This window comes from Akkermansiaceae bacterium, from assembly GCA_017798145.1.
In the GTDB taxonomy this organism is placed as follows: domain Bacteria; phylum Verrucomicrobiota; class Verrucomicrobiia; order Verrucomicrobiales; family Akkermansiaceae; genus Luteolibacter.
This window is the reverse complement of sequence record CP059069.1, coordinates 4,303,937-4,318,825: the sequence shown is the minus strand read 5'-3', so window position 1 is coordinate 4,318,825 and position 14,889 is coordinate 4,303,937. Positions and strand designations below refer to the sequence as shown.

Annotated in this window: 10 protein-coding genes; 5 read left to right on the top strand and 5 right to left on the bottom strand. The window is 60.9% G+C overall.

Annotated features, from left to right (window positions below):
• The first annotated feature begins 2 nt into the window (after positions 1-2).
• The 3 genes from HZ994_18470 (at position 3) to pyk (ending at position 4,898) form a co-directional block, all read left to right on the top strand.
• Positions 3-1,589 carry an Rne/Rng family ribonuclease gene (locus HZ994_18470; GenBank protein ID QTN34219.1) on the top strand — a complete coding sequence of 529 codons (1,587 nt, stop codon included), beginning with the start codon at positions 3-5 and terminating at the stop codon, positions 1,587-1,589.
• A 171-nt stretch (positions 1,590-1,760) separates the two neighbouring features.
• Positions 1,761-3,281, top strand: a complete 1,521-nt coding sequence (locus HZ994_18465) for a hypothetical protein (protein ID QTN34218.1) — start codon at positions 1,761-1,763, stop codon at positions 3,279-3,281.
• 213 nt (positions 3,282-3,494) lie between these two features.
• Positions 3,495-4,898: a pyruvate kinase gene (pyk, locus tag HZ994_18460; GenBank protein ID QTN34217.1), complete on the top strand. Its 1,404-nt coding sequence runs from the start codon at positions 3,495-3,497 to the stop codon at positions 4,896-4,898.
• A gap of 40 nt (positions 4,899-4,938) precedes the next feature.
• On the opposite strand, the gene HZ994_18455 is transcribed toward pyk, so the two are convergent.
• A complete protein-coding gene (locus HZ994_18455) occupies positions 4,939-5,664 on the bottom strand; it encodes a purine-nucleoside phosphorylase (protein ID QTN34216.1) in 726 nt (241 codons plus the stop codon).
• 135 nt (positions 5,665-5,799) lie between these two features.
• Between HZ994_18455 and HZ994_18450 the strand changes: the two genes are divergently transcribed.
• Both HZ994_18450 and HZ994_18445 read left to right on the top strand, forming a co-directional pair.
• Complete coding sequence (locus HZ994_18450; protein QTN34215.1) at positions 5,800-6,279, top strand: LysM peptidoglycan-binding domain-containing protein; 480 nt, start codon at positions 5,800-5,802, stop codon at positions 6,277-6,279.
• Between the two features lie 85 nt (positions 6,280-6,364).
• Entirely contained in the window at positions 6,365-10,297 is a 3,933-nt protein-coding gene (locus HZ994_18445; protein QTN34214.1) for a HEAT repeat domain-containing protein, read from the top strand.
• Between the two features lie 6 nt (positions 10,298-10,303).
• On the opposite strand, the gene HZ994_18440 is transcribed toward HZ994_18445, so the two are convergent.
• From HZ994_18440 to HZ994_18425, 4 genes are all read right to left on the bottom strand, one after another.
• Positions 10,304-10,780: an acetolactate synthase gene (locus tag HZ994_18440; protein ID QTN34213.1), complete on the bottom strand. Its 477-nt coding sequence runs from the start codon at positions 10,778-10,780 to the stop codon at positions 10,304-10,306.
• 17 nt (positions 10,781-10,797) lie between these two features.
• Positions 10,798-12,477 (bottom strand): ankyrin repeat domain-containing protein, encoded by a 1,680-nt coding sequence (locus HZ994_18435; GenBank protein ID QTN34212.1) that lies wholly within the window; start codon positions 12,475-12,477, stop codon positions 10,798-10,800.
• An 81-nt stretch (positions 12,478-12,558) separates the two neighbouring features.
• Positions 12,559-13,467, bottom strand: coding sequence for a DUF4339 domain-containing protein (locus HZ994_18430; protein ID QTN34211.1), 909 nt, complete (start codon positions 13,465-13,467; stop codon positions 12,559-12,561).
• Between the two features lie 448 nt (positions 13,468-13,915).
• Positions 13,916-14,878, bottom strand: coding sequence for a thioredoxin family protein (locus HZ994_18425; GenBank protein ID QTN34210.1), 963 nt, complete (start codon positions 14,876-14,878; stop codon positions 13,916-13,918).
• Positions 14,879-14,889 lie beyond the last annotated feature (11 nt).

The window sequence follows — 14,889 nt, the reverse complement described above, 5'->3', positions numbered from 1 at the left end:
ACGTGATCCAGAAAATCAAAAGACTGTTAGGCATCGGCAACACCGACCCATCCCAAGGCAACACCATCATCGTAAACGTAGAGAAGCTTGAGCGCCGCGTCGCACTCCTGGAGGACGGTGTCCTCGAGGAATACACCGTGGAGCGAGAGGGTGATCAGAACATCGTCGGAGGCATCTTCAAAGGCCGTGTCAAAAACATCGAGCAAGGTTTGAAAGCCATGTTCGTGGACATCGGCCTGGATAAGAACGCATTCCTCCACTTCTGGGACGCCATCCCCGCCGCACTCGATGGCGGCCTTGAGGAAATCGAGCGCGAGGGTAAAAAGAAGCAGCAGAAGAAAATCACCTCCAAGGACATTCCTTCCATCTACCCGATCGGCTCGGAAATAGTCATCCAGGTCTCCAAGGGACCCATCGGCACCAAGGGGCCGCGCGTCACCACGAACATTTCCCTCGCCGGCCGCTACCTCGTGCTGATGCCCTTCACCGAGCAGTTCGGGATTTCACGGAAAATCGAGGATCCCAAGGAACGCCAGCGCCTCCGCCGCATCGTCCAGAACCTCTCCGTCCCGGAAGGCATGGGCATCATCATGCGCACCGTCGCCCAAGGCACACGCGCCCGCCACTTCGTCCGCGATCTAGCCATGCTCCTTGAGCAATGGGACTCCATCGACAACCGCCGAGCCAACAACCCCGCCCCCTGCTGCGTCTTCCAGGAGCCGAACCTCATCGAGCGCACCGCTAGGGATTTCCTCACCGAACAAGTGGACCGAGTGCTATGCGACGATGCGGAAACCACCGAGCTCATCCGCGAGATCGCCGGAAAAATCTCCCGCCGCGCCAAGCGACGCATCCACCACCTCCCCACCGCCAACCAGCCGATCTTCGAGCGGGTTAACATCCAGAAACAGATCGACGAGGCATTCTCCCGCCAGGTCTGGCTGAAATGTGGCGGCTACATCGTCATCGACGAGACCGAGGCGCTCATCTCCGTGGACGTTAACACCGGCCGCAACCGCGGCTCCAAGGATGTCGATAAGATGATCCTCCAGACCAACGTCGAGGCCGCCGAGGAGGTCGCCCGCCAGCTCCGCCTCCGCAACATCGGCGGCTTGGTCGTCGTGGACTTCATCGACATGCGCCACCGCCGCGACCAGATGGCCGTCTACAAGGCCATGAAGGAACGCGTCAAAAAGGACAAGGCCAAGACCCAGATCCTCCAGATCTCCGCCATCGGCCTCATGGAAATGACCCGCCAGCGCCTCAACGAATCCCTCCGCGACTCGATGTACGAGCCCTGCCCCTACTGCCAGGGTCGCGGCCGGGTGAAAACCCCGATGACCATGTCCATCGAGATCCAGCGCCGCCTCAACACCGTCATCCAGTCCCGCCGCGACCAGGTCGGAGACCTCATCGTCGTTGTGAACTCGGACGTCCTCAACCGCTTCAAGCAGGAAGACGCGAAAGTCCTTGTGGAACTCGAGCGCTCCCACTCCGGGCGCCTCATTTTCCGCTCCGATCCCACCCTCAACCGCGAGCGCTTCGCCGTCATCGACGCCACGACGGAGAAGACGATAGAGCAGGGCTAGGATTGCTTCTATAGTTTCCCTTCAAAAGCCACCCCGGAGCAATCATTCGGAGTGATTTTTTTACCATTTGTGAGAAACCACTTGGGTTTCTAGGCGTTAAAATAATTTAATTATACTTGAAAATTGATCGGCTCTAAAATTAAAATCGTGGTGCTTTCTACATACGTTCCCATGAAAACATTAAGATTTAACGGCCTTAGTGCCTCTCGCCTCTCCGGTCGTAAGCAATTGCTCGCCGGTTTCCTCACCATCTTAGCAGGCGTCGGATCGCTCGCGGCTCAAATGACCGCTATCCCGCAGCTTAGCAGCCGCCCCGGTGCAGCATACACCATCTACCTCAACGTGGGTGGTTTCGACTACAATGGACTTTGGAATGGCCACGCAACCTCCCCTGGATTCACTCCTGCCGTCAACCGCGATGCTACCAATAGCACAGGCTCGTTCGATGCTGCCGAACAGGCCCAAATCAAGAAAATTTGGGCACGCCTCGCCCAATCCTACACAGGATTCGATGTGAATGTCACCACGGTCGATCCAGCAGTCGCAGCCGGCCAGGCTGCGAACGATGCACAGCGCCAGGCCTACTACGATGCCACCCCAAACATGCTGCACACCGTGGTTGGTTCTCAGATCAGAACATCCGCTCCGGCACAAGGCAGCCTCACCCCGCAGAGTAAATGGTATGATGATGGTGCCGATGGCGTATCGGGGCTTGGAATCGCCGCCGGTAACGACCCGACAGCCAGTGGTGCCCACACCAACTGGATGTTCTCGGAAGCCCAGGCGGGTTCCGCCACAGGCGGAATCATCAACGGCGACTACATCGGCGCGGTATCCGCACACGAGAACGGCCACGCATTCGGACTCATTCATCAAGGCGATTTCACTACCGGTTCCTCCGTAAACACAAGCGCTGTAAATGAATACGGCCTTGGCGACACAGTATCTGGCAACGGTTCTTACGTGGCAATCATGGGGCAAGCCTCCGGCAACCAGCGCGTTGTTTGGCGTGACGGCACCGTTTTTCCAAACGGTTCCCAAGAACAGCAGAACGACGTAAAAACCATGCTCTCCACCAACACCGCAGCAGCTGCCAACACTGCCGGAAGAATGGGCGGAGTTGACCTCAAGTTCATCGACGACGGGGTGGGCAAAAGCATCGCCACCGCCAGCGTGCTGGCAGTAAATTCCGATGGAACCGTCAACTACGTGATGTCATCGGGTATCATCGTTCCGAAAAGTGAATCCGATCCGCAGGCAATCGGATCATCAAATTACACCTCGGACTACTTCAGCTTTGCAACAGACGGAACGCAAGCCATCACCCTTACCCTGAACAACAGCACCCAGTATCTTGAAGCCGGCGTTGCTGATGGTGTGGGAACTTTCCGCGGAATTCTTGAAATCTTCAACGCGGATGGCACCCAATCTCTTGGTAATGGCACAGAAGCTCCCGACACCCTGACCAACACATTCAGCAGCGGAGGAAATTTCGCAGCAGGAAACTACCTCGCGAAGATCAGCAGCAGAGGAGGCCACGCGGAGGACACCAATGGCGTCTATAAACCCGCCAACTACTTCGAGATGGGCGGATTCTTCCTCACCGGATCAGGCTTCATGCCTATCCCGGAGCCTTCCGCAGCAATCATGGTTCTGTTCTCTGCTGCATTCTTCCTCCGCCGCAGACGCTAGGCTCACCTTCTTAGGAAAAGGCCGTGATGGAATTCCATCACGGCCTTTTTTGTCGGGTGGAAGTATCCGGATTTGGGTGCAACGCCCGAATATGCAGCCACCCAGCACACGCATTCCCAATCGGTTGCAATCCGGGTCTTGCATTTCCTCACTGCGGCATGTCCCCTGCTTCTTCAACTTGATCAGTCGCAAACCGATTACCCCTCCCTACCCATGCCACGCAAAACAAAGCTCATCGTCACACTCGGCCCGGCCACACAGGAACAGGAAATGATCGGGAAACTGATTGATGGCGGGGTAAATGTCATGCGCCTCAACATGAGCCACGCAAAGCACGAATGGGCGGCGGAGATGACCAGGCTCATCCGCGCCGAATCGGAAAAACGCAACGCACACACCGCCGTCCTTTTCGATCTAACCGGCCCCTCGATACGCACCGGCGATCTTGAGAAGCCCTACGAACTGAAAGAGGGCGACAAGGTCGAGTTCCGCCGTGCGGATGCGGAGGCTTCCACCCCGCTTTCCACCACGGTGAACTATCCCGGCCTGATGGGAGACGTGAAGGCGGGCAACACCCTCGTGGTGGACAACGGCGCGCTGCTCATGCGCATCGAAACGGCCTCCGAAGACCGCATCATCTGTGATGTCCGCACGCCTGGAACCATGGGTTCCCGCCGCCACATCAACCTCCCTGGAGTCCGCCTGAACCTCCCGGCGCTCACGGAAAAGGATCACAAGGATCTCGCGCTGGCCGTGGAATGCGGTGCCGATTTCATCGCCGGTTCCTTCGTGCGAGACGCAGCCCACGTCGAGGAGCTGCGCGGCGCGATGGAGAAGCTCGAGGGCGAGGCGCAGATCGTGGCGAAGATCGAGGATCAGGAAGCCGTCCGAAACATCGACTCCATCATCCGTTCCGCGGATGCGATCATGATTGCGCGGGGTGATCTCGGCATAGAGGTTGATTTCGAGGACTTGCCCATCCTGCAGCGCCGCATCGTGAAGCGCTGCCATGAGCTGAGCAAACGGGTCATCGTCGCCACCCAGTTGCTCGAATCCATGATCACCAACCCCACGCCCACCCGCGCCGAGGTGACCGATGTCATGAACGCCGCCTACGAGGAGGCCGATTGCCTGATGCTTTCCGGAGAAACCTCCGTCGGGCGCTATCCGGAACGCTGCGTGGAGGCGCTTGTCCGCATTTCCTCCCGCATCGAGCGCTCCGGTGGCCACGGCTTCGGCCAGAACGTCATCCTCCGCGACGAGCGCCAAAAGACCGCCCGTGCGGCCGTCACCCTCGCGGATTCGCTCCCGGACGCACGCCTTGTCGTGCTAACGCGGCGCGGGGTGCTCGCCAACAACGTGGCCATGATGCGCCCCAAGACAGGTGCCTTTTACGCCTTCACCCCCAAGGAAAGCGTCTGCCGCCAGCTTTCGCTGACTCGCGGCGTCCGCCCCTTCAGGACATCCTTCGCATCCAACATCGAGGAAACCATCCAGCGCGCCACCGCCCAGCTCCGCGAACTGGGACTTGTCCGCCCGGGCACACCCATGGTCATCGTTTCGGACATCCTCTCGGATCATTTCGCCGCGAACTCGATCCTGCTGCACCATGCGTGATGCGGCCGGGTGAAGCCCGGATAGGGAACCCGCCCTGTTATCAAGGCCCGCCAAGCACTTTCTCCAGCAGCCGCACCATCACTGCGCCGGCCGCTTTCCCGGTTTCGAGAACTTCCTCGTGATCAAGGGTTTCCTGCATGCCCGCCGCCCAATTGGTGAGACACGAGAATCCGGCGACGCGCATTCCCAGCGCCCGCGCCTGGATCGCCTCCAGCACAGTGCTCATGCCGACGGCATCCGCACCAAGCGTGCGCAGCATCCGCACCTCGGCAGGCGTCTCATATTGCGGGCCGCGCAGACCGGCATACACACCCTCGCTGAGATCCACGCCAGACTCCGATGCCGCTTTCAGGAACTCCAGCCGCCATGCCTTGTCGTACACATTGCCCATGTCGATGAAGCTCGCACCTACCAGGGGTGTCGTAGATGTTAGATTCAGGTGATCGGAAAGCATCATCCATCCGCCCGGCTCGAAATCGGGGTTCAGGGTTCCTGCTGCATTGGTCAGAATCAGGGAATCGACGCCGTGCTCCGCCATCCAGCGCACCCCAGCCGTGACCGCCTGTGCGGGATGGCCTTCGTAAAGGTGGACCCGGCCTTTCATCAGGACGACCTCGCAGCCACCGAGCTTGCCAAAAACGAATTTCCCCTCATGGCCGGGAACTGTGGAAACGGCGAGCCCCGCCGATTTGAAACCGACCTCCCGCGTCACCTTCACCTGATCCGCCAAAACACCCAAACCCGATCCAAGGACAATTCCAATCATGCCCTTGATTAGCCTTTTCCGGTTGGCTCCGGCAAGCGCGGAACCCGATTGCGCCAAAATGCCTGCCTGTGGAAAATCACGCCAAACCGCAACAATGCTTTGCATATCCGTAGCAATCCTTCATCATACCCGCCGATGCGCTTTCCTGTCCGCACTCTGGCACCTTGGCTCCTTGCACCGCTTCTCACACAATGCGGCACCAGAACCGCGCCCCAAACCAACGCCGTCACCGGCCCCTTCGACAGCCGGGGAAACTACATCGAGGAATGGGTGGATCAGCCTGACAAATGGTACCGGCCTGCGGCCCCAACCCAGAATCCCAAGCCAAAACCTCTCTTTGCGAAGAAGGAGACACCGCCGGCACAGAAGCCGCCGGAAATCGCAGTTGTCCAGCCACGGCCTGAGGTAAGCCAGCCGAAGCCCAAACCCAAGCCCGTGGTGGTCAAGCCGAAGCCCAAACCGAAACCCGTGGTGGTCAAATACACGGTCAAGAAGGGCGACAACCTCTCAAGGATCGCCAGCAGGCATGGCATCGGCCTGAGCGCATTGCGCCGTGCCAACGGTATTTCCGGGGATTTGATCCGCCCCGGCCAGGTGCTCACCATCCCCCGCTGAACGCCGCTTTGCGTTTGGCAATGGCGGGATCCGCGCCTATCTCTTGCGGTGCCCGGCGGCATCGCCGGCCGTCACTTCCGATCCCATGAAACATCCGCGCCCTTCGTTACTCGCTGCATTCTTACTTGTCGCAGCATATCTCCCGGCTCACGCCGCATTCGAGTCCTTCGAGGGCGACGGCTTCGGCGAATGGCAGGCGGAGGGGCAAGCCTTCGGACTCTCTCCCGTCCACGGCAAGCTCGATGGGATGAAATCCTCCTTTGGTGCCTATGCGAACGAGGCCTTCGCGCTCTCGGCCCATGGCGGAGATGACGCGACGGGCACTCTCACATCGCCCGAGTTCACGATCAGGGAACCCTACATCGCCTTCCTCATCGCGGGTGGCGATACGGCGGGAAAAACCGCGTTTCAGCTCCTCATCGATGGCAAGGCCGTGATGGAGGCCACCGGATCGCGCAGCATGAGGTTCGGCTCCGGGCAATTCGATGTCTCCGCCCTCAAGGGGAAGCGGGCGCGCCTTCGGATCGTCGATGGAGCCAAGGGCGAATGGGGATTCATCGCGGTGGATGAGATCGTTTTCTCAAGCTACGCAAACACCAAGTTCCCGGTTTCCACGAGGAACGGAAAACCGTTCATCGAAGGTCTCGTCGCTTCACACGTGATCGAGGGCACGACCATCCCGGACGGCAGCACCCTGAACATCGAGGCCAGCTACGGGGATGGAAAAGTCATGTCCCCCACCGCCCTCACCTTCGACGAGCAGGGCAATGTCTATATCGCCGAGACCCACCGTTTCCGCCGCGGCATTGAGGACGACAGGAACCATCTCTACTGGTATCTCGATGATCTCCAGGCCAGGAAAACGGAAGACCGCCGCGCCCTCCACAAGAAATGGGAGAAAAAACTTTCCCACGCTTACATGACCAAGGAAAGCGAGGTGATACGCCGCCTCTCCGATACGGACGGCGACGGCACGCTCGACGAATCCAAGGTGTTTTCCGACGGCTACAACGACGTCCTCGATGGCACCGCAGCAGGCGTGTTTTTCTACGACGGCTGCCTCTACTTCGCCTGCATCCCGAAGATCTACAAGCTCCGCGACACGGATGGCGATGGCGTGGCGGATGAGAAAAAAGTGGTTCAGGACGGCTTCGGTGTGCGCATCTCCCTATCCGGCCACGATCTCAACGGTTTCACGCTCGGCCCGGACGGGCGGATTTATGGCACGATGGGCGACCGCGGCTACTCGCTCATCACCAAGGAGGGCAAGGAATACAACTATCCCGACGAAGGCGCGGTGTTCCGCTTCGAGCCGGACGGCTCTGGCTTCGAGATCGTCCACACCGGGCTGCGCAACCCTAAGGAAATCGCCTTCGATGAACTAGGCAATGCGATCACCGTCGACAACAACTCAGATCAGGGAGACCGCGCAAGGGTCGTTTACATCGTCGAGGGTGGGGACTCCGGCTGGCAGATGGAGCACCAGGCGATGCACACCTTCCACCGCCAGATCGGTCTGGAGAAACGCCCGCCCAGCCGCTGGATGGATGAGAGAATGTGGGAGCTGCGCAACGATTCCCAGCCCGCCTACATGCTTCCGCCTTCCGACTACCTCACCGCAGGCCCCTCCGGCCTGACCTACCATCCCGGCGCAGGTTTCCTGGAAAGCGAAAAAGGCCGTTTCCTCATCTGCGACTACAAGGGCGGCGCGGCAAGCTCCGGGATCTGGTCCTTCGCGGTGGAGCCGGACGGCGGCGGCATGAAAATGACCGACGCCCGCCAGTTCAACTGGGGCGTGGCAGCCACGGATGTCGAATATTCCTTCGACGGGCGCGTGTTCATCACCGACTTTGTCACCGGATGGCAGACCCACGAGGACGGCCGCTTGCTTTCCCTCAACGCCGGTGAAAACATGTACCTCCCTGCGGAAACCGAACACGCGGCGGAGCTCATCCGCGAGGGCTTCGGCCAGCGCAGCGAAGGGGAGCTTGCGAGACTCCTCGCCCACCCGGATTCACGCGTGCGCCTGCGTGCCCAGGTTGCGCTGACACGCAAGGACGGTGCGACCATGGTGTTCAAGGCTGCCGCCGCCTCGGAAAACCGCATCGAACGCGTCCACGGCATCTGGGGGCTTGGCATTCTCGCGCGGCGTGGCGCGGCTCCATCGGCCACCGATGATTTCTCATCCCTACCCAAGAAAGGGCTGCGCGAAGAAGCCGCCAAGGCCATCATCCCTTTCCTCACGGATCCCGATCCCGAAATCCGCGTCCAGGCGCTGCGTGTCATCGGGGAAGCCGGCATCCCCGGGGATTCGCTGCCGCTCGGCAAGCTGCTTTCCGACGACTCAATGCGTGTCCGTTTCGCCGCAGGCATCGCCATCGGCAAAACCAAAGCCATCGGCCACTATTCCGCAGTCATCGATTTCCTCCGGAAAAACAACAACCGCGATGTCTATCTGCGCCACGCCGGGATCTACGCGCTGGAACACATGGCAACCAATCCACGCCAGATCAGCATTTTCACGGGAGAGAGTTCCCCCGCCCTTCGGCTCGCCGCGGTCGTCGCACTGCGCAGGATGAACAGCACGGAGCTCGCCCGTTTCATCAACGATACCGATCCCAAGGTTCAGGACGAGGTGATACGCGCCATCCACGAAAAGGACATGACTGACATGCGGCCGCTCGCCGCAGCCCTGCTCGACACCCTCGACACGCGCGAATGGGCGCCCTTCATGCTGCGCCGCCTCATCCACAACGCATACCGCATCGGCACCACAGAGAACGCAGCCCGCATCATCAGGGTCGCCGCCAACCCGGATCTTCCCGAGGAAGTCAGGATGGAATCGCTGCGCCTTCTCGCGAATTGGGAAAAGCCTTTCCCTGTGGACCAGCTCACCGGCCATTGGCGCCCCCTCGATCCCCGCCCGCGCGAATCAATCGTCTCCCCGCTCGAGGATGCACTGCCCGGCCTCCTCAAGGGCGATGCCATCGCCCTGACAGGTGCGCTGGAATTCATCGGGCAATACAGGATCGACATCGCCTCCCTGGATTCCGGATCGCTGCGAGCCATCGCCGCAAACAGCGAGCTTCCCGACAAGGCGCGCACCATGGCGATGGAACTCTACTCCAGGCGCATGCCTGCGGATCTCAAGGATTTCCTGGTGAAACTCGCAGGTGACAGCTCGGATGCCACGGCCATCGCCGCACTCAGCCACCTTTCGGAAATCGCCCCGGATGCGGCGATCCCGCTCATCGAGGCAGCAGTATCCACCGGCAGCGCATGGCGCGCCCAGCAGGCCTGGCCCATCATTGCAGGGATTCCCGGCGAGGAAACGGCAGCTTTCATCGCCAAGAACCTGGGCTCGCTGAGGGAGGCGGACGGCATTTCGCCCAGCGCCATCGAACTCCTTGCCGCCGCCGCCACCCGCAAGGATCCCGCCGTGACCACAGCACTCTCCGCCTTCGAAAAAGCCATTGAGAGCAGCGATGATCCGCTTGCGAAATACAACGTGTCCCTGAAGGGTGGGGATGTGGCGAAGGGCGCCCTCCCTTTCGCCTCCCACCCCGGCGGCCAGTGCATGCGCTGCCACAAGGCTGAGGAGAGCGGCCACTCCGGAGGCGGTGATGCCGGCCCCAACCTTTCAGGGATAGGCGGGCTCCATGACCGCCGCTACCTTTTGGAAGCCATCGTGAATCCAGGCGCTGTCGTCGCGCCCGGCTATGGCATCACCTCAGTGACATTCAAAAACGGAGCCAGCCTGGGAGGCAACCTCGTCGCGGAAACGCCGGAATACCTGGACATTTCCACCCCGGAAAAAACGCTGCGCGCGAAACGCAGCGACATCGCATCCTTCACCCCGCCCGTTTCCGCGATGCCGCCCATGGCGCTGCTGCTCCAACCCTCGGAGACCCGCGATCTCGTGGCATGGCTGGCTTCGCTGAAAAAGTCGCGCAAGCAGCCAGCGATCCAGGAGCCAGAAACAGTGGATCCCGCTAAGCTCCCCGGCGCGCGGAACTGAGCCGCCTCACCTCACCAGATCTTCCTCATACATCAGCCGGAAGCCGCTGCGGTTCAGCACGGAGGTTGCGAAATCGTAATCCTCCACGTGCATCGCCAGCAGCGCCCGGCCATCCGGCCCAGGAAGCAAGGCGTATGCAAAATCCAGGTTCGTCTCCGCCACCATCAGGATATCGAGGCACTTTAGCAGGCCTGACCCCGCTTCCCTGAGTGCGATCACCACCAGATCGCAGGTGGTGTGCGGGATACCTTTCTCGCAGAAAATCGCCTCCGCGGAATCCGGATCGGAAAGCACCAGCCGCGCCACCGTGGCATCACGGGAATCCTGCACGCTCAGGCCGATCACCTCGATGGCGGAAGAACGCAGCAATTTCACCAGCGAAGCCAGTGCGCCCGCCCGGTTGGGCAGCATCACGGAGAACTGCCGCACCGGCGTCCCGTTGTCCGCGACCGCCGCGCCGTCATTTTCAAATTCCTGATCCATGAACCTTATTCCTGAAACTAACCCCTTGGCCCGCGAAGGCGCAAGGTGCGCACTTCGCCGCTCTCCGCATCCTCGATGACGAGCTGCGCCGGGCGGACATCGTTCACGATGAACTCCCTGCCATCCTCCGAGCGGAATTTCTGTCCGGGCTTGGCCACATATCGCCGCCCCGTCGCCGCATCCTCCACCAGCGCCACCGGATCATGCCCAGATGCCGGCCTGCCTTCCAGCCACTCGCGCCTTTGGCCGCTGTCCCTGTCCTCCACCTCCACGATACCCACCTCGATGGGCTCGCCGCCATTGAGCTTGCCTTGCTCCGTGCGGCTGAAAACCCTCACCACCACCAGATCGGAGCCGGGGATGGCCTCGCCGCCGCTCACCTCGATATCCCTCGGCGGCGCACCAGCAAGCCGCAGCGAGGCCACGCCTCCGAAGACCTTTTTCACCTCCACAGGCAGTTCCCGCTGGCGGAAACGCCGCATCACAAGCGGAAGTTTTTCCACCGGTGAGGCGGAAGGCGTCCCGGAATCGGGAGGGGTGCCGGCATCACCGGATGCCTCCTCGCCAGCAGTAAGAACGGTGCTGCCGCCTGCCCCGCTGACCGTCGCCCCCCCAAGGCTCCGCACCGACCCAACGCCACGAACCAGCGGGCCGGCTGCGGCCCCTGAGGGCTCGCCATCCAATCCATTGCGGACTTCCCCCGTCTGCTCCCCGGCAAGACCGCTCCCCTCCCTATGCTCATTTTCCGGCAGCATACCGAACTGCCCCCCACCCTGTCCAGCCACCGGCTTGTTCCATGGCACATCGCCCGTATCGTTCGCAGCCAACGCACCATCATCGCCCGCAGCTTCCAAGTCGGCGGCCACATTTTCATCCACGTATCCCTCCATCTCCACGGCGATCTGCTCATCCGTTTCCAAAGCCAGCACGTCACCTTCAAAACCCTTCTCGATCAGCTCCGCAATTTCCGCATGACCCGCAGCCACCGCAAGGCTCTGAGCCGTCTCCCCGCTTTCGATGGTTGCGAAACGGCTGGCTCCGATATCGATCAGGAGCGCGGCGGCCTCCTTGTGGCCGTTCTGCGCCGCTAGCATGAGCGGCGTCCTGCCGTCCTCCATCCGCGCATAGACGGAAGCCCCGTAATTCGTCAGCACATCGATCACCTCCGCCTGCCCGACGATCGATGCCAGCAACAGAGCGGAATCCAGGTCATCCCGGTTGTAGGGTGCAAGCTCTTCGACCGATCCCTTCCCACCGGCCGTCACCGCCAGCATCAGCGGCATGAAGCCATCCTCGTCCCTGAGCATGGGATCCGCGCCCTGGCGCAGCAGCCACTGCACCATCGCCGGCTTGTCCGCCAGAACCGCGACCATCAGCGGCGTGCGGCCTTTCGCACCCTGTGCATCGATGGGAAAACCCTTGTTCAGGAGGAACTCCGCCGCCCCCTCCGCACCCGCTCCCGCAGCAACATGCATCGCCGCATTTCCATCCCCGTCCTGCACCTTCACATCGAATCCGCCCTCCGCCATCTTACGCATCACCGCCACATCGTTGCCCGCCACCGCACCGAACCAGCCGTCCGCCGTCATCTCGTATCCCGCTTCGCGGACTTCCTTGCCCACCGCATCCGATTTCTTCCGGCAAGCCGAAAAACCGGATGCTAGAACCAGGACAAACAGAAACCTGAGAAATGTCATGGCCGCTTGATACTTCAGGAAAGTTAATCATTCAATCCCTAAAACGGAACCGGACCAACCCTTCCGGACGGCTCCGGGGGCTCAGTTGAATTTCACTCCGCCGAAGCCCTTGGCTCCGAGGGCTGATGGCGCGTTCGGGTTGCGGCGGAAGGCGAAGAAATTCACTCCCCTGCAGATCTGAGCCATCATCGGGAATCCCACGATCAAAGCCAGCGGCGGGAAGACCAGCGAACCGATGCAGTACATCAGGAACACGCCTTCGCTGAGCCTAGGGGCGGCCTTCAGGTCATCATAACTTGCCACGATGCGGTTCCAATCCTTCGGCAATCCCGCAAGCGCCACAAAGATCCAGTAGATGTTGAAAAATGGGATGAACAGGAAGCCCACCGCTTTCCCGGGGCTGGTGGCGGGGTTTCCCGCACGCAGGCAGCCCCATGCACGATGGATGTTGATGAGCGAGAAGACCATCGAGAGAAGCAAAGACAGGCCGCCAAGCCCCATCAAAACCATGCCGAACGCGAATTTCCCGGTGGCCGCAGCGGTCATGGCATCCTGGCCTGCACCCGCCGCCTGGGCGTCGATGGCAGACTTCGCCCCCATCGAGAAACCAACGATGGCCAGGATGAACAGGATGAAGCCGCCGAGGAACGACCACATCCACAGCGAGAAGCTGACCGCCTTGACCGGGAAAAACGGATATGCGCCCCCTTCGGCCTGGGGAATCTGGGAAGCGGCGGGCGCAGCTCCTGCCAGGGGAGCGGGTGCGCCGGGAGGCCTCCAGGCGGCAGGCGCCGGGCTTGCGGCAACTTCCACGGCAGCTTCCGGAAGCAAGCCCTCGATCTGCGAGGCTGCCGCCCACTCGGCCATACCCTCAGCCCAGACCATGGTTTCCGCCGTGATGAGGCCTTCCCGTGCATATTGCACGAGTTGCTCACCACTGTAAGGACCCGTTTGCTCGCCGTTGCTGTTTACAAACCATTGATCGCTCATAGGCGGAAATCATCAGCACCCGTTTTCCTCAAATCAAGACCTATCGAAGCATCCGCAGGCCAGGCGGGTGCACACCCCGGGCATCCCCCAGTTAGAGCCGCAGGCGCAGCGCGTTGCCGACCTGTTACCGAAGCCCCCGACCCTGCCACACTACGGGGGCATGTCCTCCAGAACGTGATGGTCGCCGTCAGCATGATGGTTCCGCACAGCGAAACCGGGGTTTTCCAGGCCTGCTTCGACACCATGGCTCAGGCGGCTCCCAACGGGGGGGAGCGGTCTGGCGTTGTCCCCAACAAAGCGAGCCGGCACAAATCGAGGTCGCCGGGCCGGAATCGCATTCGCCTACGAGTCATCAAAAAAGCCCGCCCCCGCAACCGGGGGTGGGCTTCCTTGTTGGATTCACTGCAGACGCCAGGCGATCCGGCATCCCGGAAAATCACCCGCTGCCCTATTCCTCTTCGGCTTTATCCCCTTCGGCTTTTTTCGCCTCCATATCCTGCGTAATCTTCGCCTTGATCGCGGCGATCCTCTTGGCCATCGGGCTGCCGGGCACCACTGCATCCGCCTTGTCGAGGGAGACAAGAGCCTTGTCCAGGTCACCAAGCTGGGCGTGGATCATCCCTTCCACGAACACGAGCTGCTGGAGCATGGGTCCCTCGAAATCCCCAGAGGCGATGTTTTTCGCGACAAGTTCCTGGGCTTCCTCGAATTTCTGCTGCGAGGCAAGGGCGTTGAGCTCTTTCTCGAAATCCGCCATTTTTGCCTTGAGCGCGATGCCTTTCGCAAAGCCGCTCTCATCTTTGGGATCGGCCTTTTTGATGGCCTCGATCTGCTCACCGTAGAAAGCGCCGAGCATCGCTTCATCAAGGCCGATCGCCTTGAGTGCGGCGACGAGCGCCTTGGCTTTTTCCACGCCCTCCAGCTTCTCGGCACTTGCGAATGCCTCGTCGCGCAGTTTCTTGCGCTCCGTGAGCTCGTTGAGATGGGTGACGTATTTCTCCGGGCCGCCCGCCTGATAGCCGGTCTTGGCAAATGGCCTGCCTTCGCCGTCCATGAGCAGGATCGTGGGGTAGCCCCGAATGGCATACTTGCCCTTCAGTTCCTCGTTCTGGGCGATGGTCTCGGGTGAAAGCTTCGATTTGTCGCGCGGATAGTCCAGTTCCACCAAAACGAAGCCGTCCTTCACCCCATTCTTGAACTCGTCATGGGAAAAAACCTCCTTATCGAGCTTGATGCACCAGCCACACCAGTCGGAGCCGGTGAAATCGACCAGCATGACCTTGTTTTCGGCAGCCGCAAGTTTGGCGGAAGCGGCGAAGTCGGAAGACCAGCCCTCGCCGCCGGCGTGAGCAAGGGTGGAGCCGGAAAGGATGGCGGTGGCCACCATTGCGAGATTCAGTTTGTAGTTCATGACGGGTAAGA